The sequence below is a fragment of the Gordonibacter sp. RACS_AR68 genome (assembly GCF_030418485.1).
GTDB classification, from domain to species: domain Bacteria; phylum Actinomycetota; class Coriobacteriia; order Coriobacteriales; family Eggerthellaceae; genus Gordonibacter; species Gordonibacter urolithinfaciens.
Window position 1 is genome coordinate 571,573 of the sequence record NZ_JAIPUP010000002.1, and the last position, 26,149, is coordinate 597,721.

General features: G+C 65.5%; 19 protein-coding genes. 8 read left to right on the forward strand and 11 right to left on the reverse strand.

Annotated features, from left to right (window positions below; genetic code table 11):
• Positions 1-69 precede the first annotated feature (69 nt).
• The 9 genes from K9U15_RS07105 to K9U15_RS07145 form a co-directional block, all read right to left on the reverse strand.
• Positions 70-1,419: a replication-associated recombination protein A gene (locus tag K9U15_RS07105; RefSeq protein WP_096228652.1), complete on the reverse strand. Its 1,350-nt coding sequence runs from the start codon at positions 1,417-1,419 to the stop codon at positions 70-72.
• A gap of 541 nt (positions 1,420-1,960) precedes the next feature.
• Complete coding sequence (locus K9U15_RS07110; RefSeq protein ID WP_301155815.1) at positions 1,961-2,263, reverse strand: helix-turn-helix domain-containing protein; 303 nt, start codon at positions 2,261-2,263, stop codon at positions 1,961-1,963.
• Positions 2,260-2,622: a type II toxin-antitoxin system RelE/ParE family toxin gene (locus K9U15_RS07115; RefSeq protein WP_301155816.1), complete on the reverse strand. Its 363-nt coding sequence runs from the start codon at positions 2,620-2,622 to the stop codon at positions 2,260-2,262. The genes K9U15_RS07110 and K9U15_RS07115 overlap by 4 nt, the downstream gene beginning before the upstream one ends.
• A gap of 305 nt (positions 2,623-2,927) precedes the next feature.
• On the reverse strand, positions 2,928-4,343 hold the full coding sequence (locus K9U15_RS07120; RefSeq protein WP_278804960.1) for an ATP-binding protein: 1,416 nt from the start codon (positions 4,341-4,343) through the stop codon (positions 2,928-2,930).
• Positions 4,344-4,395: 52 nt separating this feature from the next.
• A complete protein-coding gene (locus K9U15_RS07125; protein WP_301155817.1) occupies positions 4,396-5,085 on the reverse strand; it encodes a response regulator transcription factor in 690 nt (229 codons plus the stop codon).
• A gap of 118 nt (positions 5,086-5,203) precedes the next feature.
• Positions 5,204-5,944 carry a phosphate ABC transporter ATP-binding protein PstB gene (gene pstB, locus K9U15_RS07130; RefSeq protein ID WP_301155831.1) on the reverse strand — a complete coding sequence of 247 codons (741 nt, stop codon included), beginning with the start codon at positions 5,942-5,944 and terminating at the stop codon, positions 5,204-5,206.
• A gap of 121 nt (positions 5,945-6,065) precedes the next feature.
• Positions 6,066-7,043 carry a phosphate ABC transporter permease PstA gene (gene pstA, locus K9U15_RS07135; RefSeq protein ID WP_301155818.1) on the reverse strand — a complete coding sequence of 326 codons (978 nt, stop codon included), beginning with the start codon at positions 7,041-7,043 and terminating at the stop codon, positions 6,066-6,068.
• Positions 7,040-7,900, reverse strand: a complete 861-nt coding sequence (gene pstC / locus K9U15_RS07140) for a phosphate ABC transporter permease subunit PstC (RefSeq protein WP_301155819.1) — start codon at positions 7,898-7,900, stop codon at positions 7,040-7,042. The genes pstA and pstC overlap by 4 nt, the downstream gene beginning before the upstream one ends.
• Before the next feature lie 31 nt (positions 7,901-7,931).
• Entirely contained in the window at positions 7,932-8,840 is a 909-nt protein-coding gene (locus K9U15_RS07145) for a substrate-binding domain-containing protein (RefSeq protein WP_301155820.1), read from the reverse strand.
• Positions 8,841-9,104: 264 nt separating this feature from the next.
• Between K9U15_RS07145 and K9U15_RS07150 the strand changes: the two genes are divergently transcribed.
• The gene (locus K9U15_RS07150) at positions 9,105-9,317 is read left to right on the forward strand and encodes a molybdopterin-binding protein (protein WP_301155821.1); all 213 of its coding nucleotides are present in this window, start codon (positions 9,105-9,107) and stop codon (positions 9,315-9,317) included.
• 112 nt (positions 9,318-9,429) lie between these two features.
• On the opposite strand, the gene K9U15_RS07155 is transcribed toward K9U15_RS07150, so the two are convergent.
• Positions 9,430-10,023 (reverse strand): hypothetical protein, encoded by a 594-nt coding sequence (locus tag K9U15_RS07155; protein WP_015539544.1) that lies wholly within the window; start codon positions 10,021-10,023, stop codon positions 9,430-9,432.
• Position 10,024: 1 nt separating this feature from the next.
• Entirely contained in the window at positions 10,025-20,377 is a 10,353-nt protein-coding gene (locus K9U15_RS07160) for an InlB B-repeat-containing protein (protein ID WP_301155822.1), read from the reverse strand.
• A 551-nt stretch (positions 20,378-20,928) separates the two neighbouring features.
• Between K9U15_RS07160 and K9U15_RS07165 the strand changes: the two genes are divergently transcribed.
• From K9U15_RS07165 to K9U15_RS07195, 7 genes are all read left to right on the forward strand, one after another.
• Positions 20,929-21,924, forward strand: coding sequence for a transglutaminase-like domain-containing protein (locus K9U15_RS07165; protein WP_301155823.1), 996 nt, complete (start codon positions 20,929-20,931; stop codon positions 21,922-21,924).
• 65 nt (positions 21,925-21,989) lie between these two features.
• Entirely contained in the window at positions 21,990-23,042 is a 1,053-nt protein-coding gene (locus tag K9U15_RS07170) for a type II secretion system F family protein (protein ID WP_301155824.1), read from the forward strand.
• A 10-nt stretch (positions 23,043-23,052) separates the two neighbouring features.
• Complete coding sequence (locus K9U15_RS07175) at positions 23,053-23,379, forward strand: hypothetical protein (RefSeq protein ID WP_301155825.1); 327 nt, start codon at positions 23,053-23,055, stop codon at positions 23,377-23,379.
• Positions 23,380-23,417: 38 nt separating this feature from the next.
• Positions 23,418-23,918: a DUF4860 domain-containing protein gene (locus K9U15_RS07180; protein ID WP_114569132.1), complete on the forward strand. Its 501-nt coding sequence runs from the start codon at positions 23,418-23,420 to the stop codon at positions 23,916-23,918.
• Position 23,919: 1 nt separating this feature from the next.
• A complete protein-coding gene (locus tag K9U15_RS07185) occupies positions 23,920-24,387 on the forward strand; it encodes a hypothetical protein (RefSeq protein ID WP_301155826.1) in 468 nt (155 codons plus the stop codon).
• A complete protein-coding gene (locus tag K9U15_RS07190; RefSeq protein WP_114569133.1) occupies positions 24,384-24,851 on the forward strand; it encodes a S4A5 electrogenic sodium bicarbonate cotransporter 4 in 468 nt (155 codons plus the stop codon). Before K9U15_RS07185 ends, K9U15_RS07190 begins: the two co-directional genes overlap by 4 nt.
• Positions 24,852-24,861: 10 nt before the next feature.
• Positions 24,862-25,935 carry a type IV pilus twitching motility protein PilT gene (locus K9U15_RS07195; RefSeq protein ID WP_301155827.1) on the forward strand — a complete coding sequence of 358 codons (1,074 nt, stop codon included), beginning with the start codon at positions 24,862-24,864 and terminating at the stop codon, positions 25,933-25,935.
• Positions 25,936-26,149 lie beyond the last annotated feature (214 nt).

A 26,149-nucleotide genomic window follows, 5' to 3' on the forward strand; every position in this document is an offset into this window, starting at 1 on the left:
TTTCCACCTCGGATTCTATACAGATCGAGTCACGTTTTCACCCGGCTTACACAGGCGGTAGCCGATCGGTTACTTTGAGCGCGACGTGGGGTTTTGCCCGTTGCCGCCCGCCTCGAAACGGTCGCGCGCGGCCGCGTCGGCGCGGTACGCCTCCCAACCGCGGTCGCTCGGGCGGTAGAAGGCGCCGCGCTCGAGACCGTCGGGCAGGTAGCGCTGCTCGACCCAGCCACCGGGATAGCTGTGCGGGTAGCGGTACGTGCCGTAGCTCTCGGAGCCGGGGCGGTGGCGGTCGCGCAGGTGGTCGGGCACGTTGCGGGCCGGGCCGTTGCGCACCTCGGCCAGCGCCGCGTCGATGCCCGCCTCCGCCGCGTTGCTCTTCGGCGCGAGCGCCAGGTAGATGGCGGCCTGCGCCAGGTTGATGCGGCACTCGGGATAGCCGATGACCTCGGCCGACTTGAACGCGGCCTCGGCCACGAGCAACGCCTGCGGGTCGGCGTTGCCGATGTCCTCCGACGCGGCGATGAACATGCGGCGCGCGATGAACTTCGGGTCCTCTCCCCCGTCGATCATGCGGGCGAGCCAGTACAGCGCGGCGTCGGGGTCGCTGCCGCGCATGGACTTGATGAACGCCGAGATGACGTCGTAGTGCAGGTCCTTGTTCTTGTCGTAGGGCAGCGTGCGATGCGGCGTGGCGGCGCGCACATTGTTCTCGGTGATCCTCGCAGGCTTCTTCGCCGTCCCGGGCTCCACCATGCCGGCCGCCAGCTCGAGCGTGGTGAGCGCCCCGCGGCCGTCGCCGCCGGCCAAGAGAACGATGGCTTCGCGCGCCTTCTCATCCAACCGGTACCGGCCGCCGAGCCCGCGCTGGTCGGCCACGGCGCGGTCGACCAGATCCCCGATGTCGCCGTCCGACAGCCCGTGCAGCTCCACGATGCGGGAGCGGCTGATGAGCGCCGAGTTCACCTCGAAGAACGGGTTCTCCGTGGTGGCGCCCACCAGCACGAGCACGCGATCCTCCACGGCGTGGAGCAGCGCGTCCTGCTGGCTGCGGTTGAATCGGTGGATCTCGTCGACGAACAAGATGGTGCGCAGGCCGCTCATGGTCAGGCGCTTGTCGGCCGCATCGATCTCCCGGCGCAGATCCGATACCGTGCCGCCGATGGCCGACACCTCCACGAACGTGGCCTTCGTCGTCTCGGCCACGATGTGCGCGAGCGACGTCTTGCCCGTGCCCGCCGGCCCGAACAGGATGACCGAGCTCAAGCGATCCTGCTCGATGGCGTTGCGCAGCCAGCTGCCGGGCCCCACGGCCTCGTCCTGCCCCACGAGCTCGTCGAGCGAGCGCGGGCGCATGCGCACTGCCAGAGGGGCGACTTCCGACTTGCGCTCGTTTTCCATTTCGGTGAATAGCGTATCCATGGCAACCATGATAGCATGCGAACGTCTGTATGGATAGGGTGTGACAAGGAGACGGGGATGATGTCTCATTCCGCCTGCGCCTAACGAGCTTGGAAGACATCAGGGAATGAGACATCATCCCCGTCCCCTTGTCACACCTCACAGGGGGCTTGTGTGCGTCTGTTGAATATCGGGTGACGGAGGATGTCAAGACTTTTCTTCGCCTGAAACGCACGTATACTCTGAATCAGGTCCTGCCCTCGAAGCCATACTTTGCGATGGACCGATGCTATAACATGAGGGAGCTCAAGATAGCGCGCGGAATGGAGATTCGTGTCCGTTGATACGAAAGCCAGGAAACGGGCTGCGAGCACCCACCTTTTGAGGTGGGTTCATCCTTCTGGCCGGGGGTGGGGCTCTTCACGCAACGCAGAGAAGGCGCTGGGAACCGCGAGGTTGCCAGCGCCTCGGCGTTTCCAAGGGGCCGCGGCGCTTTCGGCGCCACGATCAGGGGAGACGCCTTCGAACGATGAGTCGGGGGCAGTCGCCTTCCAGTCGCCGCTCAAAGACGGTCGCTGCCTTCGAGCGGCACGATCTTGAGCGTGTAGCCCAGCGGCACCAGCAGCTTGAGCAGCGTGTCCACGCGCGGCACCGAGCGATGCGACTCGATGCGGGCAATGGCCGGCTGCTTGAGGCCGCTCGCCTCCGCCAAATCGCGCTGCGTCATCCCCCGCGCCTCGCGCGCCTCGATCAGCTTCCCCGTCAGCTCCACGTCCAGCCGCATCTCCTCGCGCTCGGCGGGGGTGATGCGCGCCTCGTCGGCCAGGTAGTCGGCAAAAGTCTTGATATGTTCGTAATCTCTCATGCCCCAAACCTTTCCAGATAGTCTCTCCGCAATCGACGGGCACACACCATCTCCCTTCGCGGCGCCTTGCGATCCTTTTTCCAATAATGGTTCAAGAGCACGTAAGCGCTGCCTTTCCACAAAAAGAAGAATACCCTCAGGTCATGCGGCCGCAACTCCCAGATATCGTCGACGACATGCTTGACCGCCGGCTCCCCCACCCTGGTGCCGAACTCCGTCAAGGAGCCGAGGTACGAGAGCAGCTTCTGCCTTACAATGCGTGCGTCTTTGCTCGTTTCCGCCCTCACTTGAAGCTCGTCGAGAAGCTCGATCAATTCCGATCGCCCGTTCGAAGTACGATAGAACACTATGTCGTACATCCTTCCCGCCTTTCGTCGTATGATAACAAAATAGTTATCACCTTGCAAGGGAGAAGGAGTGCCGGAAGATCGGCCCCACTACGCCCTCGCCTGCCCGCACGAGGATAGCGCCGCAACCTTGCAGGGAAACCGTTGAGAAAGGGTGCAGATGACCGTGAAAAGCACGCACGATCCTTGCGTCGGAGCCGCGAGGATCGTGCAGGAAGCTTGCAGGAAGGCCGTTCGAACCTTGTAGGAAACACGCGCGCATCTGACGCGTTTTCTACCACGCCGCCTTTCGCCTGGTGAGTTGCATGGCGCGTGTGCTAGGCTGCCGGGAACCTTAGGACGAACGTGGTGCCGGCGCCCTCGGCGCTCTCCACCTCGATGGTGCCGTGATGGTAGAGCACGGCGTGCTTCACGATGGCCAGGCCCAGGCCCGTGCCACCCGTCTCCTTCGAGCGGCTCTTGTCCACGCGGAAGAAGCGCTCGAACACCTTTTCGCGCAGCTCCTCGGGAATGCCGGGCCCCGTGTCGCTCACGCGCACGACCACCTGGCCCGCCGCGCCCTCGCCCGGCTGCGTGCCGCCCGAAGGCGCCGGCTCCGCCTCCACGCGCATGACCACGCTGCCGCCCTCGTGGTTGTAGCGGATGCCGTTCTCGATAAGGTTGTAGAGCATCTCCTCGGCCAGCGTCTCGCTGCCGGCAATGCGCGCCGCAGAGCCTTCCACGCGCACCTGAACCTGCTGGTCGGCGGCGAAGCTGCCCAGGCGGCCCGCCACGCGCTCGGCCACGGCGTGCAGGTCGATGAGCACCGCATCGTCGCCGAACGCGGACTCGTCCAGACGCGACAGCGTGAGCACGTCGTTGATGAGCGAGCGCATGGCCTGCGCCTCCTCGTAGATGAGGGCGGCGAACTTCTGGCGGTCGGCCGGCTGCACCATGTCGTTCTTCATGAGCTCGGCGTAGCCCGAGATGACCTGCAGCGGGGTCTTCATCTCGTGGCTCACGTTGCTGGAGAAGTCGCGGCGCAGGTTCTCCGCCTGGGCCAGTTCGCGGTTCTGCTGCTTGAGCAGGCGCTGTTGCTCGTCGATGCGGATGAGCAGCGGATCCATCTCCTCGTATATCTCGTTCTCCAGCGGGTCGGCGAAGTTGAGCGCGTCGATGGGCTTCATGATGCGCCGCGTGAGCGTCTTGGACAGCACGAACACGAGCACGGCCGCCACGATCACGGCAACCAGCACCGGTGCCAGCATGTCGCCCAGGAAGGCCAGGAGCGAGTGGCGCGTCTCGGACAGGCGGATGATGCTGCCGTCGTCCAGCTTCACGGCGGCGTACACCGTGTCGGTCCCCAGCGTGTCGGAGAAGCGCATGGTGGCCGCCTGGCCGTTCTCCCCCGCCTCGCGCACCTCGGGACGCCCGGCGTGGTTCTCCATGGCGGCGGGGTCGGCGGCGCTGTCGTAGAGCACCTGGCCGTCGGCCGCGATGAGCGTGTAGCGGGTGAGTCCGGCGAACTGCTCCTCCAACGCGGGGATGTTCGCCGTCGTGGGCGAGGCGTTCAGATAGGCCGCGGCATCCTGAGCGCTGGCGGCGAGCTCGGCCTCGGCGTCGTGCTCGTAGGACATATAGTAGATGGTGGTCATGACCACGCCCAGCACGAGGATGACGCCCAGCGTGAACGCCAGGACGCCCGAGAATATCTTGCCGGAGAGGCTCTTGACCCGCAGGTGCGTAGGGCTCATAGGGTGCTCCGTCCCACGCCGCCCCGCCCGGGAAGGGGCCGCATGCGGAATCTCATGGCTGCTTGACGCAGTAGCCCACGCCGCGCACCGTCTGGATGTAGGCGTCCGCGCCCTCGACGGCCGCGGCGAGCTTCTGCCGAAGCGTCTGGATGTGCACGTCTACCGTGCGCGTCTCGCCCACGTAGGTCATGCCCCACACGTCCTCCAGAAGCTGGCGGCGCGACAGCACGTGCCCCTCGTTCTGCATGAGCGTGCGCAGAAGGTCGAACTCCTTGAGCGTGAGCGCGACGTTCTCGCCGTTCACGGAGACGTCGTGCGACGACACCGTGAGCGCGATGGGACCGCACGAGAACTCGTCGTCGGCCGCCACGGCCGGCGCGGCGGCGCGGCGCATGAGCGCGTTCACGCGGCTCACCAGCTCCATCATGCCGAACGGCTTGGCCAGGTAGTCGTCGGCGCCGGCATCGAGGCCGCTCACCGTGTCGAACTCCGTGCCCTTGGCCGTGAGCATCATGACGGGCAGGTGCTTCGTGGCCGGATCCTCCCGCAGCATGTGCAGGATTTCCAGGCCGTCCACCTCGGGCAGCATGATGTCCAGCAGCACAAGCTCCGGCAGGCGCCGCTTGCAGGCGACGAAGAACTCCCCCGCCGCGGCAAAGCCCGCCGCCTCGAAGCCGGCCTGCTTGAGCGCGTACACCGTAAGGTCGCGGATATTGGTATCGTCTTCAACGTAGTAGATCATCGCAGTTGCTCCATGGGGTCTCCCGGCCGTCCCGGCCGCGTGTTGGGCCTATTGTAAGCCAGGCGCCGCGCGGCCGCAGCCTCCGAGAGGTCAAATTTGCGTAAAGCGTTGCCCTCTCCTACCCGAACCTCCCGGCAACGTAGTCGGCGGTGCGGGGGTCGGAGGGGCTGGTGAAGATGTCGTCGGTGTCGCCGGCCTCCACCATCTCGCCCAGCAGGAAGAACGCCGTCTTGTCGGACACGCGCAGCGCCTGCAGCATGTTGTGCGTCACCATGATCACCGTGTACTTGCTCTTGAGCTCGCCCACAAGATCCTCGATCTTCGCGGTGGAGATGGGGTCGAGCGCGCTCGTGGACTCGTCCATGAGCAGCACCTCGGGGCGCACGGCCAGCGCGCGGGCGATGCACAGGCGCTGCTGCTGGCCGCCGGACAGGCCGAGCGCGTTCTTCTTCAGGCGGTCCTTCAGCTCGTCCCAGATGGCGGCGTCGCGCAGGCTCTGCTCCACGATCTCGTCCAGGTCGGCACGGCTCTTTATGCCGTGGGTGCGCGGCCCGAACGCCACGTTGTCGTACACGCTCATGGGAAAGGGGTTCGGCTGCTGGAACACCATGCCCACGCGACGGCGTAGGCCGTTCACGTCGATCTCGCTGTAGGCGTTGCGGCCGTCGAGGGTGATCTCGCCCTCGATACGGCAGCCCTCCACGAGGTCGTTCATGCGGTTCAGGCTCTTCAGCAGGGTTGACTTGCCGCAACCCGACGGGCCGATGAGAGCCGTCACCTGGTTCTTCGGAAACTCCAGGTTGATGCCCTTGAGCGCCTGGAAGTCCTGGTAGTACAGATTCAGATCGCGCACGCCCATCTTGGCCGGAGCGTCGGCGGTCGCCTTGCGGGCCGCCTTGCGCTCGGCCGCCCGGCCCTGCGCATGCGGCAGGTAGGTGGCTGGGGCGCCAGCCACAGCGGCAGCCCTCTCCAACGTAGCATTAGTCATCGTTGCCTCCCTTGTTCATCTTCTTGGCGGCGAAGGTGGCCATGAGATTCAGCAGCACCACCATGACCAGCAGGACAACCGCCGTGGCGTAGGTTTCGTTCACATGCAACCCCTCGCTGGACAGCACGTACATATGCACGGCCAGGGTGCGGGTGGAGTCGAAGAGCGCGGCCGCGCCCTCGGCGAAGTTCGGGATGGCGGCAATGGAGCCCGCCGTGAAGACGAGCGCCGCAACCTCGCCCACGCAGCGCCCGAGCGCGAGGATCACGCCGCCCAGGATGCCGGGCACGGCGGAGGGCAGCACGCAACGGAACACCGTGCGCAAACGGCCCGCGCCCAGACCGAAGCCGCCTTCGCGGTAGGCGTCCGGCACGGCCAACAGCGCCTCCTCGGTGGTGCGCATGACCACCGGCAGCACCATGATGGCCAGCGTGCAGGCACCCGCCAGAAGCGACAGGCCCCACTGGAGCGCCGTCACGAAGAACAGCAGGCCGAACAGGCCGTAGATGATGGAGGGGATGCCCTGCAGCGTCTCGGTGGTGGTGCGCACCATCTGCACGAAGCGGCTGCCGCGCTTCGCATATTCCACCAGGTAGATGGCGGACCCCACACCCACGGGCACCGCCATGAGCAGCGAGAGCCCCGCCATGACGAGCGTGTTGACGAGCGCGGGCATGAGCGAGACGTTCGTGGAATCGTACTCCCACTCGAACAGGCTCGGCGTCAGGTAGGGAACGCCGTTGACCAGGATATACCCCACGACGAAGGCCAGCACCAACGACGTGATGACAGCGCCCGCGTACACGATCCACCGCAAGAGGGTCGACACGATGCGGCGTGTTTTGTTATGACGCGCCTCGACAACTTGATAGAGCGCATCAAAACGGTCACTCGGGTTGATCGAACCAGAAGAGCCGGCCGCGGACGCATCGGCCGCCTCGTAGGCTATGGTCAGCTTGCGGGTGGTCACTTCATCTCACCTCGTTTCTTGATGACGTTGAACAGCATGGTTATCAACAGGATGAACACGAACAGAACCACGCCGGTGGCCACGAGCGCACCGCGATGCAGGTCGGCCGCATAGCCCATCTCCAACACGATGTTCGCCGTCATGGTGCGCACGCCGTCGAAGATGCTGCCCGGAACGGCCGGCTGGTTGCCGGCCACCATGATGACGGCCATCGTCTCGCCGATCGCGCGGCCCACGCCCAGCACGATGCCGGCCATGATGCCGGACACCGCAGCGGGCACGATGACGCGGAACACCGCACGCTCGTGATCGGCGCCGAGCGCCAGGGCCCCCTCGTAGTATTTCTTGGGAACGGCATCGAGCGCGCTCTGCGCCACGGTGATGATGGTGGGCAGGATCATGATGCCCAGCAGCACGGCGGCCGCCAGAAGCGAGAGACCGCGCCCCGGCATGTTGTCGCGAATGAACGGCACCATGACCACCAGGCCGAAGAAGCCATAGACCACCGAAGGGATGCCCGCCAGAAGCTCCACGCCGGGCTTGAGCACCGCCGCCACGCGCCCGCCGGCGAACCGTGAGAGGAAGATGGCGCACAAGAGCCCCGTGGGCACGCCCACGATGATGGCGCCGGCGGTCACGTAGATGCTGCCCACGATCATCGGGAAGATGCCATAGACGTCGTTGGCGGGACGCCAGGTGGTGCCGAAGAGGAATTCCGGAAGGCCTATCTGGGCGATGGCCGGCACGCCATTCGCGAAGAGGAATACGCAGATGAGGGCCACCGCGAGGATCGAAATCCCCGCGGCAGCCACGAACAGCGCCTTCGCAATGCCTTCCTTGAGATGTACGTGAGACATGCGGGTTCCTTGTCAGTCGGGTCGCCGGGCTTTACGCCAGAACGTCTTCCCAGTTCGCAATCTCGCCGGTGTAGATGCCCTTCACCTGCTCGGAGGAAAGCCCGTCAACGGTGGAGGCATTGTTCACGATGACGGCGATGCCGTCCTGGGCGATGACCGTGGGGGTGACGCCGGTCTCGGAGTCCTTGAGCTCGCGGGAGGCCATGCCGATGTCGCAGGTGCCTTCCGTGGCCATGTTCACGCCGGTGGTGGAGTCGGACTGGTTGACCTCGATGGTCACGCCGGAGTTGATGGCCTTGTAGGCCTCGGCCAGCTTCTCCATGACAGGCGTCACCGAAGAGGAGCCCGCGATGACGATCTTGCCGGACTGGCCGGAGCCGGTGTACGCGGCGGCGCTATCGGCTACGGAAATGTAGCCCTCCTCCTCGACGATCTTCTGACCGTCTGAGCTCATGACGAAGTCGATGAAGTCTTGCGCCACATCGGACAGCCCGTCCTTCGTCACGATATTGAACGGGCGGGCCACCTTGTAGTCGCCGCTCTTCACGTTGGCGGCCGTGGCTTCGGCGCCGTCGATCTTGAGGGCCTTGACCGTGTCGTTCAGCGAGCCGAGCGAGATATAGCCGATGCCGTTCTCGTCGCCTGCCACCGACGTCATCATGACCGACGTGGAGTTCGTGATGGCGGCAGACGTGGTGGTCATGTCGACCTTCTCGCCGCTGGCATCCTTCTCCTCGATGCCCATGAGCTCGACGAACGCCCCGCGCGTGCCGGAGCCGTCCTCGCGCGAGTACACGGAGACCTCGCCGGTCGGAACCGTGCCCGCTGCGCCGTCGGCCTCGCCGGAGCCGGCGTTGCCGCCGCCGGAGCAGCCCATGAGGCCGAACGCGCCCAGCGCGAGCAAGGCCCCCATCGCCATCATCACCAAACGCTTCTTCATGCTCTTCCTTTCCTTGGCGCCCCTCCCGGGCGCGTATCTGTTCGCTTCGCGCAGTGCCGCCCTCGACGGAGCAGCGCCGCACGGAACATGATGAAGAAAGAGCATCAAGCCTCTGTCTCGGGCCGGTCAAATCTTGGTAAAGCCTCGGAAGAGCCGGCTTGCTCTCGCGAGTTGCGGTTCTGCTCGCACGAATGCACCAGGGGCGTTACAATGGAGGGGACGGTTTGGAACGAGGGGACGACCCGAAAGGGGTGCATTGATTCAATGAAGCTTTCTGCACGCAACACGCTGAAGGGCACCATCACGGCCATTCATCCGGGAGCGGTCAACGCCATCGTGATCATGGAGCTGGAGGGCGGCCAGCTTATCACGTCGACCATCTCCATGGGGTCGCTCAAGGAGCTGGAGCTGGAAGTGGGCAAGAAGGCCTACGCCATCGTCAAGGCCTCGTCGGTCATCATCGGAGTCGACGACTAGCGCAGCGCTTCTTCGGACTAGCGCAGCGCTTCTTCGGTCCTAACGGCAGGCGCCCCCTCGTTCGAGGGGGCGCCTGCTTTTTTGCACTTGGCTGGAAGGCTGACTGGCGGGGCTATGCCGCGAGAAGGGCGGAGAGTTCCTCCTTGCCCTTGAAGGGCGTGGCTTCCTGCGTCTTCACGTCCACGACCTCGCCCTCCCATTTGCCGGCGTCGCCCTTGTCGAACTTGTCCGTGCGCACGATGCGCTCGAACCTCACGGTACCGCGGGGCTTGGCAGAGGCGGCCGCCTCGTCGGATGCGGAGAGGCCGCCCGCCATCGCGGCGGAGGGCACGGCGCCGTCGGGCGCCGCTGCGCCCTCATCGGCCGGGTCCTTGCGATCGAAGGAGTACTTCAGGTCGGCAAGCGTGTGCTCGAGCGCGTCCACGAGCGTGGTTCCCTCCTCGAACGCCGCAAGGTCGACGAACCCGGCCTCGCTGTTGAACAGCACGCCCGGCGCAAGGTAGGCCGTGCGCACGCGGCGCTGGCGCTTCCTCTCGGCGGCATGGATGCCGACGACCAACGCCACGACCACGGCCCACCACACCACGGCGAGCACCAAATCGAACGGATCGTCCACGAAGTTGAAGCCCAGGTAGTACCACAGCCACAGGAAGAAGCCCGCGGCCACGGCCAAGACGGCCAGTATGATCACGTTGCTCTTCCTCATGCTAGGCCTCCTTGCCTTCTGTCGCGAGCGGCGCAGGCGCCGGGACAGCCGTCGATTCGTCCTCGATGCCGAGCACGTCATCCTCGAAGTCCTTCAGCTTGCGCGTGAAGTTGATGCGACGTACCAGCACGCCCGCCCCGTAGAGCACCGTGACGATGATGCCCAGGATAAGGTAATAGTGCACCCAGCAGTTCACCCGGTCAAAGCCGGCGAGCGGCGTGCCGTCGTCCTCGATGGCTTGCTCCTGCGGTCCGGCAAGCGGCGTGACGGCGTCCTCAAGCACCTCCGCGATGGGGGCGAGGATCGGCAGCGCATCAGGCGGCACCGTGCCGGGCGTCGGCGTGGGCGGCGTCGCAGGCGTCGCCGGAGCCGGCGGGGTCGCGGGAGGCACAGGCGGCGCCACCGGAACCGGCGCAGCCGTGATGGCAAACGTGCCGAGAACCACGGTCACCCTGTAGTTCGGATTCGCCGTGTACGACGCCGTGATCACGTCGACGTACACGCCTGCGCCCTCGTCGGCGTTCGTGCGGCGGTACGTCACGTCGCCCAGGTCGCCCTCGGCAACCAAGCCCTCGACCGTGCCCGTGAAGGCGGGGTCTTCGGCACCGACAACCTTCGAGGCATCTGCCGCCGTGATGGTGACAGCGGCCGGAACGACCGTCAAGTTGCCCGGGACGACCTCGGCCGTGGGATAGTTGGCCGTCACGTCCTCGCCAGCCGCGTTGCGCACGACGTAGCCGGAAACCGTGCCCTGGCTCGTGCCCGCGTCGGTCTGCGACCCACCGTACACGACCTCGACCGTGTCACCCTGCTGCAAGCCGATCGGAGTCACGCCATCCGGCACGAGCGGCGTGCCGTCATAAGGCTTGCTCGCGTCGCCCACCACGAGGATGAGCGCATCGGCCCGAGCGATGACGAAGCGGCCGGGCTGCGTGGTTGCCGTGTAGTTGCCGTTCTGGGGCAGCCGCACCTTGCCCACGGTTATCTCGTAGGTGCCCGCGTTCTCGCCGGGAGCGCGCTCCACGTCGTAGGTGCCCTCGAACACGTCGCCCTCCATGAGGCCCTTCACCGTTGCAGACAGCGCCGGGTCGGCCTGGCCGTAGCTCTTGCCGGCATCGTTGGCCGCAATGACGAGCGCAGCCGGTTCGATAGCGAAGCTCCCCGGGACCACCTTGACGCTGAACTGTTCGGAAACCAGGTTGCCGTCGGCATCTTTCACCACGGCCGCGCCCCGCACCGGGATGGATGCCACGGAGTCGGCCACGTTGGTGCCGGAAGCGTGCGAGGAGAGGCCGGTCACGTAGTAGGTGCGGCCGTCAGCCTGCACCGGCACGCCCAGGGCCGTCTCTCCCCTGAATCCGGAAACCGTCTGCTCGCCGCCGTTGTAGGAGAACGTGCCCGAGTTGGCCGTCAACTCAACCTCGTAACGGGCATCACGGTTCTCGATGGACAGCTGACCCTCGGCCTTGCCCACCTGGTAGTTTCCAAGGTTCGTGCCAGCGTTCGCCTTGATGACGAACGCGTTCGCGGCAACCTCGCCCGGCAGCGCGACCGAGCTCGTGAACACGTAGGTCGCGCCCTCGCCCTCGGCCCAACCGTCTTCTGTCGCCAGCGGCGTTGCGCCGTTCACGAGCGGCATGCCGTCGTAGGGCTTGGAAAGGCTCGCGGACACGAGCGTCAGCGGGCGCTGCTCGACCAGAAGCGTGCCGGCCTGCGGCGTAACCGCGAACTGGTCCGTCACGTCGTTGCCATCAGCATCCCTCACCACAGGCGTGCCGGACACCGTCGTACGGTAGGTCCCGGCATCCGTTCCGGCAGCCTCGGCCTTAAGGCCCACCACATAGTAGGTGCGGCCGCCGGCCTGCACGGGAACACCCTGCTCGGTCTCGTCGGTGAAGCCGGACACCGACTGCTCGGAGCCGTCGTAGGTCACCGTGTTGGACTTCGCCTGCACGGAAACCGCGAACGCGGCATCGCGATTCGTCACCGTGAGGATGCCGAACCGCAGGTCTATCACGTAGTTGCCCGCCTTCGCGCCGCTCTCCAACGTGTAGGCGAACACATTCTCAGACGAGCCCACCAGGGTCTGGGAGCCGGTCACCGCATAAGCGGCGCCCTCGCCCTCGGCCCAGCCGTCGCCGGAGACGGTCACGGTACCGTTCACGAGCGGCGAGCCGTCGTAGGGCTTGCGATCCGTCGCGCTCTCCAACACCACATGGCGCGGCTCCACCACGAGCTTACCCGGTTTCACCGAAACCGCGAACTGCTCGGAAACGTTGTTGCCCTGGTCATCCGTCACCACCGGCGTACCGGTGCCTTGCAGCACGTACGTATCCGCATCGATGCCGTAGGCCAAGGCCGTCAGACCGGTGACATAGTAGGTATGTCCTTCAACCTGAACCGGCACACCCTGCTCGGTCTGGCCGACAAAGCCTTCGAGCACCTGGGTAGCGCCGTTGTAGAGCACCGTAGAGGAAACGGCCTCGAGGGCCACGTCCCATTTCGCCTCGCGGCTGGTCACGTTCAGCGAGCCCTCGATCTGCTTCAAATGGTAGTTGCCGGGCTTCGTGTTCGCGTTCAAAGCGTATGAGAAGTAGTTGAGCGAGGTGCCCACGAGCGTCTGCGAACCCATGTAGTCGTATGCAGCGCCCTCGCCCTCGGCCCAGCCGTCGCCCGAGACGGTCACGCCATGGGCGACCAGTGGCTCGCCGTTGTACTCGCGGGTAGCCGAGGCGCTGGTCAGCGTCACCGTGCGAGGCATGATCTCGAGCGTGCCCTGCTTGACCTTCACGTTGAACTGGCTCGACACGTCGTTGCCCTGGGCGTCGGTCACTACGGCGGCACCCGTTACGGCAACCGGCACGGAGTCGGCATCGGTGAGGGCGGCGCCCGCCGAGAGGCCGCTGACGTAGAATGTGCTGGAACCGACGGTCACCGGCACGCCGTCCTCGGTTTCGCCCACGAAGCCGGAAACGCTCTTCTCGATACCGTCGTAGGTGAACGCGCCGGAGTTGGCTTGCACCTCCACCTCGTACTTGGCATCGCGGTTCGTCACCTTGAGGATGCCGAACCGCAGGTCTATCACGTAGTTGCCCGCCTTCGCGCCGCGCTCCAGCGTGTAAGCGAACGTGTTGTCGGAGAAGCCTACCACGGTCTGCGAGCCTGTGACGTCATAGGCGGCGCCCTCGTCTCCCGCCCAGCCATCGCCGGAGACGGTCACGGCGTCGTTGGTGAGCGGCGTGCCATCGTAAGGCTTCTCGGCGCTGGCGCTCGTCAGCACCACCTGGCGCGGGTTCACTTCGAGGGCTCCCGACACATAATCGATCTTGAATTGGCTGGTAACATCATTGCCCTGCGCGTCGAGTACCACAGCCTTGCCCCTGATGGGCACCGTCGTGGTTCCCGCGTCGGTGCGGCTGGCACGGGCTTCAAGGCCCGTTACGGCAAACGTGGCATCGCCGAATGCGAATGTGGTGGTCTTCAGTCCTTCAACCTGCTTCTCAAGGCCGTCGTAGAGCGTCTCGCCAGAGTTCGCCTCGATGGTTATCTCGTATTTGGCATCGGCTTCGCGGCCCTCGATGCTCAACTGGCCTTCGGTTTTCGCCAACTCGTAGTTGTCCAGGCTCGTACCCGCGTTCGGCACGATGGCGAACTCGTTTGACTGCGTCTCGCCCGGCAGCAGCACCGAGCCCGTGAACTGATAGGTGGCACCCTCGTCCTTGACCCAGCCGCTCTGCTCCGCCAGCGGCGTCTCGCCGTTCACCAGCGGCGTACCGTCGTAGGGCTTGGAAAGGCTAGCGGAAGCGAGCACGAGCGGAGCCTTCTTTATGGAGAGCATGCCGTTCTCCACGTCAACGACGAACTGACTGGTTACGTTGTTTCCAGCCTCGTCGGTGACCACCGGCGTGCCAACCACGTTCGCCGGATACTCGCCGACGTCCTTGCCTGCGGCCTCGGCGGTCAAGCCCGACACCGTGAAAACGGCCCCGTTGAAGGTGAACTGCGTCTGCTTGAAGCCGGAAATCGTCTGCTCCTCGCCGTTGTAGGAGGGAGCGGCCGAATTCGCCTCTACCTTGATCTGGTACTTGGCGGCATCATCGCGGCCGGTTACCTTCAGTCTGCCGAAGCTGGTCGCGATACGGTAGTTGCTTTCCTTCGTGGCACCGGTCAGCTCATAGGTAAACTCGTTCGGCGAGGAGCCTACGATGGTCTGACTGCCCGTGACCGCGAAGGTTGCGCCTTCGCCCTCGACGAACGCCTCGCTGCCGGTTACCGTATCGTTGACAAGCGCCCTGCCGTCGTACACCTTCTCGTCAGAGGCGCTGGCCAGCGTCACCTCGCGCTTGCCGATGGCAAGCGCGCCATCGACCGTATCCACCTTGAACTGGTCGGTTACGTCATGGCCTTCGGCGTCCCTCACCACAGGCACGCCCACCACGTTGGACGGGTAATCGCCGGCATCCGTGCCCGCACCGCGCGCCGTGAGCCCCGTGACGAAGAAGTCCTGCCCGTTCATCTCGAAGCGCACTCCGCGCTCGGTTTCGCCGACCAAGCCAGAGACTTCCTGCTCCGTGCCGTTGTACGTGGCCGTGCCGGACTTCGCCGTTACCGTCACCGCGTAGAGGGCGTCGGCGTTCGTCACCGTCAGCGAGCCGAAAACCGTCTTGATGTCGTAGTTGTCCTCGCTTGCGCCGCCCGTCAAGGTATAGGCAAACGAATTCTCGGAGAAGCCCACGAGCGTCTGGGTGCCCGTGACCTCGTACCGAGCCCCTTGGCCCGCAGCCCAGCTGCCCTCGGTCACCCGCACCGTCTTGTTCACGAGCGGCGTGCCGTCGTAGGGCTTGCTGTCCGTGGCGCTGGTCAGCGTCACCTCGCGCGGCGTGATGGAGAGCGTGCCCGGGTTGGCGACCACGTTCGCATAGTTGGCCTTGTTCTCCAGCGACCAGGAGGTCACCTGGTTGTTCTCGGGTCTCGTATCGCCCACGTTCTTGACGCTGCCCTCGACCGTGGCAGACACCTTGTCGCCGGTGGGCAGCACGTACTCGCCGCTCTCGTTCGGAGTCACCGGCACGCCGCCGTACGTGACGGCGTAGGTGCCGTCAGCATGCGGCTGCCCGTCGTATCTCCACGACGTGGTGGCGGCCGTGATGACGAGCTGCGTCTCCGACGGCACGATCTTCAGCGTGCCCGGTTTGGTAGAAATGTCGTAGTTGTCGGTCACGTCGTTGCCCGCGGCATCCTTCACCGTCGGCGTCCCCGAGAAGATGCCGGTATAGGAGCCTGCGTCTGCACCTGCAAGGCGATAGGCTGCCTCGATGGATTGCCCGCCCACCAATCCGCGCGTGCCGCCCGGCTGCATTTCAGAGAAGCCGCTGGGGAGCTCGGCGGCGTAACCCGACTTCACGTACTCCTCGCCCTTGTACGGCTGCGGTTCGATCCAGCCCTCGCCGGCAACTTCCACCGGGCGCTTTCCGATAACCAGCTTGCCTTCAACGTAGCTGACCTTGTACTGCTCGGTCACGTCGAGACCGTCGCGGTCCCTCAAAACAAGGTTCTCCTTGCCGCTGAACGCAACCGGATACCTGCCCGCGTCCGTCTCCTCGGCCGATGCCGTCAAGTTCTCCAGCGATAGATTAGGCGTTTCCTGGCCCACCACCTCGTATACCGTATCGGATGCGCGATGCGGCGTGCCATCGTACACGAACGTGTCGCCCTTGGAGGTGATGACCAGCTCCTTCTTCTTGGCGAAGTGCGCGACGAAAGCAGCGCCCTCGTACAGGCCGTCCTTCTTGGCATGCTCGTCGATGGTCGCCTTGTCCAGCGTGGGATCTTCGGAGATGATGGCAGGGTCCGTGCCCGCGCTCCATCCCACGAAGTAGCAGTCGGCCGCAGGCGTGGCAACGGATCCGACAGGCACGCCGGTCTTCACCGCAACCGTTTCGCTCTTGGGATCGACGGTGCCCAAGGACTCGTCAGCCGATGCATAGGCGAGCGTGGCCTCGTTCTCCACGAAACGCGCCGTGAACGTGGTCGACCGGTACAGGCCCTCGCCCGACTTGGCGTGCGCGTCGATGACCGCGCGGTCGAGCTGCGCGGAATCGCTCGCAAGCTGGCCGTCGACGAACCAACCGGCGAACCGGTACCCGGTGTTCGGCACGGCGGCGGCGCCATGCGGCTCGCCCGAAAGCGGGCTCACCCGCTCCGTCGCCGTCTGGCCGGGCTCGCCATCCTTGCCGATGACGCTGCCGCCCGCGCCCTCCGCCACATACTCAAGGCTCACATCGGGAAGCGGCTGCCACTGCGCGGTGTACACCGCATTGCCCGTGACGGTGGGCGACACCGCCGGGTCCCATCCTTGGAACGTGTAGCCAAGTCTCGTTGGCGTATCGATGGCTGGCGTCAATGCGCCGTACTTGACGCCGTCGAACGTCGTATCGGGCGACGTGGTATCGCCGCCGTCCAGCTCGTAGGCCACCTTGTAAGCGTTACGCTCGTAGTACACCTTCAAAACGAGCGATCCGTCGCCAGCCACCGTGCCCTCGAGCACATTGGATGCATTGCCGGCATCGAAGGTGAAGCCTGGATAGGCCACGGACGTATCGGCGCTCACAAGCTGGTCGGTAGTGCCGACAAGCGTGCCGTCAGTATACGTTGCCGTGTCGGGATAGCTGCCATCGAGGTTCTGCAGGTAACGCTCCACCGTGTAGGGGGTATTGGTGTTGAGGGCCCACTGGGCATACAGGATATTGCCGTTCCCAACGAGATCGACCCGGACGGCGGTACCGCCGGCGAACGACGCCCCCGAGCCGTCGGGGGCCGTGTTCCAGCCGGCGAAGTGCACGCCAGCCCGCGGAGCGGCGAAGTCCAGGGCATCTGCTGTCTTGAGCGTCACCTCGCCGTTATTGGGAAGGCCCGTCTCGGTCAGGGCGTCGCCCGCTCCGCCGTTCGGGTCGTACGTCAAGGACGTCTGGGGCACGGCCGGCCCCCACTGTGCGTACAGCGTGACGTTCGCCTCGCCCAGCTGCACCATGCCGCCGGGATAGTACGTGGCGCCGCTGCCGTCCTCCTTCGTGTTCCACCCGAGGAACCGGTCGCCGTCGGTCGATGCCGAGAGGGTGCTCTCGGCGACCTTGGCGAAGCTGCCCTGCGCATACGAGCGGTCATCCGTCGGCACCTCGCCTACGCCGCCGTTCGCATCGTAGGCAACCGAGCGTTTCTCGTCGTTGATGTAGTAGGGGTAGAGCTCGACATCGCCGTAAACCTGGGTGTCGAAGTTGAACACCCTGTAGGTGTAGTCGCCTTCGGAGCCCGAACGCGTCGTCCATCCGACCCACTTGTACCCTTCGGGAACGCTCGCGATCGACGAGGGCTCGTCGATCGCCGTCTCGCCGTAGCCGACCGCATTCTCTTTGGCCAAGGCCGTGCCGCCCATGTCCTGGTAATAGGTGACCTGGTACGTGGGGAGGATCCACTTCGCGTACAGGACCACGTTGTTGGCAGGCATGGTTGCACCATCGAAGGAGAACTCGGTCCCCGCGGCGAACGTCGGGGACGTGTACCATCCTGCGAACGTCGAGCCTTCCGGAACACCCGCGTCCTTCGCACTCGGTGCCGCACCTTCGCCCTCGATGGACGTGCCGTACTTGATGGGCGCGCTCGTGCTCATAGCGCCCTGGTTGTTGAACGTGATGGTGTACGACTTGCGCTCGAAATAGTGGCGCGCCGTCCAGGTGTTCCCGATCTGGAAGAAGCCTTGGTTTTTCGCCAAGTCCGCTCCGACCCACTCGAAACCGTTCAAGGCGTTCACGTAATTCTGAATCTCCGCATGCACGCCCGCACCCCTGAACACGAGGGTGTCGTAGTTCTCGAACATGCTGGTATCGTAGTTGTTCTGATACCGGTAACCCGAGTTGTATTTCGGAAAGTTCGGATCGGTTTTCTTGATGGGGGTCGTGTTGCCAACCTTTTCCACGCGAAGTTCCAGGTGATGCAGCGCGCTGCCGTTGTTGACGTAAAAGAGCGTCATGTCCTCGGTCATCGTCCGGAAAGGAGCGACGACCGGGTTGATCGTCGTTCCGGGGTTCTTGGGATCCTCGACCCAAACGCGCGTTCCGTACTTCGCGCTCACCGCCTTCGTCGCCGCATCCCATTGGTCGGCGATGTCCGCGCCGTAATTCGCCGTGATCTGGTACGCGGTGACGTAATCTTTCTTGTTCCCGCTCTCGCCCTTCGCCGAGCAGCGCAAATCGACGGTGAACTCCGCTCGGTCAAGGTACACGTTGGCAATGGCCGTGCCGTCGCCCTTCACCGTGACCGTCTTGTCGCTCGACTCGTTGCTCTCGTTCAGGATGTACTTGCCGTCGATCAGGAAGGCTACGTTCTGCTTGATGTCCGACGCGCTGGGGAGCGGCTCTTCCTTGTCGGTCGTCCCCTCGTAGTCGAGCGTGGTCACGTAATCGTACCGCGACGCGTCCCTCGTCGAATCGGCCGCCTCGAGCCACACGGCCACGCTGTACTTCGCCGTGGCCGCCTCCCATTTCGCATACAGCGTCGTGTCACCGCTCGGCGACGAGCCAAACTTGTAGGCCTTGGAGCACTCCTCGTCCGCGAACCAGCCGGCGAAACGGTAGCCCGCACGCGTCGGCGCGGCGGGCTCGACGGACGTACCCCCGACGCTCACGAACTCGGGCTCGGTGTACGAGCCGCCCTTGGCGTCGAACGTCATCCATACACCGGTCTCGACCTTGGGGTACAGCGTGATGCTCTCCGCACCCAACGTCACCGAATCCACCTTGTTGACAAGCTCCTTTTCTGTGTACCATCCCGTCACGCTCTCGTTCGGAGCGAGAGGGAACGCCACATCGGCCGCGACGACATCGCCATCGGCCCCTGATTTGGTGGAGTAAACGCGACCGCCGTTGTCCATGAAGTACACGTAGCACGCCCCGGAAACTTTTGCGTACAGGTCGCTGGTGAACGTTTCGGTAACGACTTGCGCACCGAAATCGACGAACCTGCCCGCCCAGTCTTCGCCGTTCTTTGCATACCAGCCCTGGAAGAATTGGCCATCGGCGACCGGAGGCGCCTCGGGCTCGAACAAGCTCTCGCCGGTCTTGACGATCTGCGTGCCGACAAGAGCTCCATCCACGCCGTAGAAGTTATAGGTGGCGAGCTTCGGCGTGCCCTCGGCCGTCACGACGTAGATGGAGAAGTGGCTCACGTCGAAACTCTGCGCGGCGGCGTCTGCCTGACGGGCGGAAACCGCGCTCACGCTCGAGCCGTCGTTCGCCACGTGGTATACGCCCATAGCCTCGCCGGAAACACCGGCATTGAAGAAGCACACGTTCACTGCGGCGTCGGGCTGCATGACGTTGCCGTCGGGGCCGAGGAGCGTTACGTCGACGGCGACGGCATTCTCCAGCTCCTTGCCCTTTTCCTCTACTGCGGCCTCGACCGCATCGATGACAGCGGAGCTGGTAATCTGCACGGCCTGCACGGTGGTTCCCTCGGGCAGCACGCCTTCGGCAGCAGTCACCTTCACGAGCACGTTGCCCGCTTGGGCGTAGCCCTCGAAAGCAGGGCTGCTCACGTCGGCCTCGACTTCGACGACATCGTCCCCGATCGCGTCGGACCCACCGTTGTCGGAGCCGTCGGCCTCGGGCCCGCCTGCCCCATCCTCGCCGATCTTCGTGTCGGAGGTGATGGGTTCGGCAGCAGGCGTCTCAAGCTCGGAAGTTTCGGCTTCCGCGGCTTTGGCCTCCACCTTCAGGATAAGGTTGCTCGTCACCTGTTCGGCAGGAACCTTGTACTCCCCGGTGGTCGCATCGGCCCGGAGCTCGGCTTCGACGCCTTTCGCAACGGCCTTGACCGCACTGATCTCGTAGCCTTCGTCGGCGTAGGCGGCGAACGAAAGCTCCTTGTTCAAGGGCACGTTGATGGAATCGGCAGGCAACGCGATGGCCTGCCCCAAGTATGCCACGTACGCATGCTGGAATTCCAAGCCCACCACGGCCACGCCGGGCTCGGCAGTGGGGAGGTCGGCTGCAGGAGCAGACGGCTCGGCGGCAGGCGCCTCGCTTTGCGCAGGCGCCTCGGAGACAGCGGGGGTCTCCAGCGTGGCGGTGGCCTCGGGCTCGGCCGCAGGGGCTGGTTCGGGAGCCGGGCTGTCGGCGGCCTCGGTTGACGGGTTGTCGACTTGGGCCTCGGGGGCGTCGGTCGGCGCGCCGTTCTCGGCCGCGTCGGCGAGGGAGGAAAGGTTGACGAGGGAGAACGCCAGCACCGCTGCCATGAATGCGGCCAGCGCCTTGCCCTCGAACGTGTTCTTCGCGTCGCAGAATTTTTCCAACATGCTCATACGTATCACCGAATCCTCTGGCTGCAGGTACGCAGCGCCACCGCCCTTCGAGGCGTCGTCTACTTTGGTTCGCTTATACGTTTTCGCTCATGCTGGTTTGCGCAGGTTTCCATGGTAGGCTGCAGCGACGTACAGACTGCAACCCAGCAAGCAATTCTATCACAAACGTATTCCTATTCCGACCCCCAGCGTATCGCATCGTCCCATTTGAGAGGGCATTTTCACAAATGTTGCAAATTTAGCAGCAAAAATCGCTGGAACGGGGAACGAACACGGTGACGAGCAGGGGTGCTGCGGGTCGATAAGGGCCTTTCAAAACATGCTTCCCCGAAGGATAATCGATTCGTCGCCCCTACCGCGCGAAAAACGCGACACTCGGGCCGAGGCTCAATTTCTCGTTGAACCGCCAACTCGGCAGGCAGCCTGCGGGCGATGCGATTGTGTGGGCGGGGAACACCCGGAACCCGCATCCGCGGACAACGCTATAATGAACGCAAAACGAGGCGGCGCGCCCGCGCGCCCCTTCCCCGATGCGACCATGATAGGAACCCGTGAGACGCCAGCGCGCATGCAAAGCCCGCCCGGCGACGGCACTGCGCCGCGCCCGCGTCGCCGCGCTCGCGCTCGCCGTGGCCGCGGCGCTGGCCGTCGGGCTGGGCATGCTCGCCGGATGCGGCGAATCGGGCGGCGGGGGCACCGTGGGCGCAGGCGACAGCGCGGGCACGACGAGCGGGCCCGCCTTCGAGCGTCCGTCCCTGGCCACCTCCCCGTTCGACGCCGATGCCGCGGTGGCCGACCACGACAGCATGATCGACGTCTCGCATGCCTCGCTCGGCTACGTGGCTGCCTCGGCGCAGAACCAGAGCCGCCTGAAGCTGCTGGTCACCAAGGACGGCGTGAAGCGAAACTACGACCTGCCCGGCGATGGCACGCCCGTTTCCGTGCCCCTCACCATGGGCGACGGCGCCTACGACGTGCAGGTCATGCAGAACACCGAGGGCGACCGCTACGTGCCCATCAACGGAACCACCGTCGACGTGGTGCTCGCGAGCGAGTTCGAGCCCTTCCTGCGCCCCAACGTGTTCTGCGACTACGACGCTGACAGCGCCTGCGTGGCGAAGGCGAGCGAGCTTGCCGCCGGCGCCCAGAACGAGGGCGACGTGCTGCGCAGCATCTACACCTGGATCACCGAGAACGTGAGCTACGACACCGAGAAGGCCGAGCGCCTGGCCGACGCAACGGGCTACGTGCCCAACCCCGATGCCACGTTGGCCGAGGGAAAGGGCATCTGCTTCGACTACGTGAGCCTGGGAGCCGCCATGCTGCGCAGCCTTGGAATTCCCACGAAGATCGTTACTGGATACGTTTCCCCTGATAGTATTTACCATGCTTGGAATTTGGTATATCTTGATGGCAGCTGGAAGAGCGTCGAGGTGAGCGTCGACCCCAACACATGGACGCGTATCGACCTGACGTTTGCCGCCGCCGGCGGGTCGGGGAAAACCGTGGGGGACGCGAAGGAATACACTGACCGGTACACGTACTGAGTGCGAGCCGAAGAGGACGCCGCAAGGCCCGGAAGCGCAAAGTCGGACAAGGAGCGAATGAGATTATGGCCACAACCGTGCTTGAGAGCAGCTCCGTAAGCGCGTTCTGCGAGAGCGTCGCCATCATGCTGGCCGCCGGCATCCAGACCGACGAGGCCGTGAGCCTGCTGGGCGAGAACATGGAGGACGGCGCGTTCAAGCGCGCGTGCGATGCCGTGTACCTTCGGCTCATCGCCGGCGAGCCGCTGGCGAAGGCCCTCGATGGCTCGGGCTTCTTCCCCCGCCACGTCGTGGACATGGTGGGAGCAGGCGAGGTGTCGGGCCGCCTTGAGCCCACGCTGCGCACGCTGGCCGTGTACTATGACGAAGAGGGACGCCTGTTCGCGAAGATGCGCTCGAGCATCGTCTACCCCGCCGCCCTGCTCTGCGTCATGTCCGTCATCCTGGCCTTCACGGTGGCCGTCATCCTTCCCGTGTTCGTGGACGTGTACGAGAGCCTGTCGGGCAACCTGGCGGCAGGGTCGTTCAACGCCGTGGGCGCATCCATCGGCATCGGGTGGGCGGCGCTGGCCGTGACGCTCGTATGCACCGTGGTCGTGCTGGCCATGGCCGTGGCCATGCGCAGCGAGGGCGGGCGCCGCAGCCTCATGCGCGCCGCCGAGCGCATGCCCCTCACGCGCAACACGATGTACCAGCTGGCGCTCAGCCGCTTCACGTCGGCGCTGGCAACCTACGTGGCCTCGGGCATCGACACCGACACGGCCATGAAGGAGGCTGTGGCCATGGTGGACCACCGTGCGTTGCGCCAGCAGCTGGAGGGCGCGCGCGAGGCCATGCTCGACCTGGCCGCGCCGAAGAGCCTGGCGCAGGCCGTTTCCGAAAGCGGCGTGTTCGAGCCCGTCTACGCCCGCATGCTCACCATCGGCGCGCGCTCGGGCAGCATGGAGGACGTGCTGGGACGCCTGTCGCTCACGTTCTTCGACGGCGCCATCATGAAGATGGACCGCCTGGTGGACGGCGTGGAGCCCGCGCTCGCCGCCTTCCTGACCGTGGCCGTGGGCGCCACGCTCGTGTCGGTCATGCTGCCGCTCATCGGCATCATGGGATCGATCGGCTAAGGTGGCTCGCATGGACCGCAAGCATACGTCGAGGCAGCGGAAGCGCCGGCGGGGCATGAGGCTCGCCGCCCTGGCGCTCGTGCTGGCGCTGGCCGTGGGAGGCTGGTTCGCAGCAGGGGCCGTCGGGCAGAACCTGCGCGAGCAGGGCGCCGTGTCCGTGCGCAACGCCATCTTGGACAGCGCGAAGCAATGCTGCGCCATCGAGGGCTCCTACCCCTCCTCGCTCGAGCACCTGGAGCAGGGCTACGGCCTGCGCGTGAACCGCGACGATTACGTGATAACCTACGAGGTGTTCGCCGAGAACATCATGCCGAGCGTCGTGGTGGTTCCGCGATGAGGGGCGAGCGCCCTTCCGGGCGGGACGAGGATGCGGTTATGGAGGCTTTGACGAGCAGGGGCATCGCACAGCGCGCGGAAGGCGGCCAGGGTTTCGGGCGCCTGTTCACGGTTCTGCTGTTCGCGCTGTTCATCGTGGCACTGCTCATAGCCATCATGACCGGCACGGGGCTGTACCGCGCGCTGGTGGAAGTGCGCGACCAGGCCGACGATACACGTCTGGCCACGGGCCTCATCGCGAACAGCGTGCGCGCGGCCGACTCCGTGGATGCCGTCGGTGCGGGCAAGGGCCCCGAGGGCCGCTCCCTCGTGCTGACCGAGCGGCTGGACAGCGGCACGTTCGAGACGCGCATCTACGCCTACCAGGGCTCCATCGTGGAGGAGTACGCGCTGGCCGATGCGGCGTACACGCCGGAGAAGGCCACCCCCGTCGTCGCCTCGGAGCGCTTCGCGTTCTCCTACGAGAACGGGCTGCTCACCGTGGAGACGGATGACGGCAGCGTGCAGGTGGCGTTGCGCAGCGTGAGGGGAGGTGCCTAGCATGGCGAGGAAACCGGCCGAGACGCTGCTCGCCGCGCGCCGCGGGCCCGACGCCACCTGGCACGGCACCGCATTCGTGGTGGAGGCGCTGGTGCTGCTGGCGTTCCTGGCGTTCGCGCTGGCGATGTTCATGCAGCTGTTCGGCGCGGCGCACAACCGCGGCGTGGAGGAGCGCCAGCTTACGCAGGCCGTCCTGCTGGCCTCGAACGCCGCCGAGGAGTTCGCAGCGATGCCGCTCGCCGGCACGCAGAGCGAGGCGTTCGACGGCGACGGCGATGCGCTGGGCACCGCAGCCGGTGCCGGCGAGGGCGATTACCTCGTGACGCGCGAAGTGGTGCCCGAGCCCACGGAGGGCGGCACGCTGTACCATGCGAGCATCACGGTGAGCCGCGACGGAGAGGTCGTCTACGAGCTGGAGGCGGCCCGCTACGCGAGCGACGGAGCAGCGGAAGGGGGCGATGCCGTGTGACCACGCGGGGACGCGGATCGGTGCGCATAGGGCCCATCAGCCTGTTCGCCCTCGTCATCATCTTGTGCCTGGCCGTCATGGCCGTGCTCTCGGTGACGACGGCGCAGGCCACGTACGCCGCCGCCGAACGGCAGGCGTCCTTCACCACCGACACGTACGCCAACGAGCGGGCGGGCCAAGAGCTCGTTGCGGACGTCGACGCCGCGCTCGCGCCGGTGCGCGCAGCGCACGGCGGGCTGGCCGAGGCGCTGTCCGCCGTGCGCGCGGCGCTGCCGGAAGGTGCCGAGCTTGACGGATCGACGGTCAAGGCGGAATTCACTGCCGACAGCGGGCGCACGCTCGCCGTCGTGCTGGAGATACGCGCGGACGCCACGTACAGCGTGGCGTCATGGAAGGCAACGACGCTGTGGACGGAGAACGGCGCAGGCGAGACGCTGTGGTCGGGCGCTGCGCAGACACGATAGGAGCGATGAGATGAAACTTGAAGAGCTGCTGCGGGAGATGGTGGACGCGAAGGCGTCCGACATCTTCATCATTGCAGGCCTGCCGCTGTCCTATGAGGTGAGCGGACGGCAGATCCGCCTGGACTCGGCGCCGCTCATGCCCGATGACACCGAGACGTTCGTGCGCGCCATCTACGAGGTGAGCGGGCGCAGCATGCAGCGCTTCGTGGACAACGGCAACCACGACGACGACTTCTCGTTCGCCATCGCGGGCGTGGGGCGCTTCCGCGCAAACGTGTTCCGCCAGCGCGGGTCGTTCGGCGCCGTCATCCGCGTCATCCCGTTCGGGCTGCCGAACCCGGCCGACTTCCACATCCCCGAAGAGGTGCTGCGCCTAGCCCACCTGCAGAAGGGCCTCGTGCTGGTCACGGGACCGGCGGGCGCGGGCAAGTCCACGACGCTGGCCTGCATCATCGACAAGCTGAACCACGAGCGCTCGGGGCACATCATCACCATGGAGGACCCCATCGAGTACGTCCACAAGCACGGCAGCTGCATCGTGACGCAGCGCGAGGTGCCCACCGACATCGCCACCTACGGCGAGGCGCTGCGCTCGGCCATGCGCGAGAGCCCGGACGTCATCCTCTTGGGCGAGATGCGCGACTACGAGACCATCGGCACGGCCGTCACCGCCGCGGAGATGGCGCAGCTGCTGTTCAGCACGCTGCACACCACGGGCGCGGCCGGCACGGTGGACCGTATCATCGACGCCTTCCCCGCCTCGCAGCAGCGCCAGATACGCATGCAGTTGTCCATGGTGCTGGACGCCATCGTGTCGCAGCAGCTCGTGCCCACGGTGGACGGCGAGGTGGTGCCCGCCTTCGAGATCATGGTCACGAACACGGCCATCCGCAACCTCATCCGCGAGGAGAAGACGCACCAGATAGACAGCGTGATAGCCGCCGGCGGCGCCGAAGGCATGCGCACGATGGACCAGAGCCTGTTCGACCTGGTGAAGAGCGGACGCGTGGCCAAGGAGATGGCATTACAGTACAGCATCCACCAGGAGGCGCTGAAGAAGCGCTTCGAGGCCGAGGGGCTGTAGAGGCCAGCTACCACAAGCAGCCTGCCTGGAACGTGAAAAGCGGCCCGCCGATCGGCGGGCCGCTCCGTGTGACAAGGGTGTGACAGGGGGACGGGGCGGCGTCAGGCGGTCATTGCACGGTTGGCGTTTGCCAGCTCCGATTGTAGCGCCTCGGCCGGCGTCTTCCAACCGAGCGTCTCCCTCGGCCGCCCGTTGAGCTGATCCTGCATCGCCC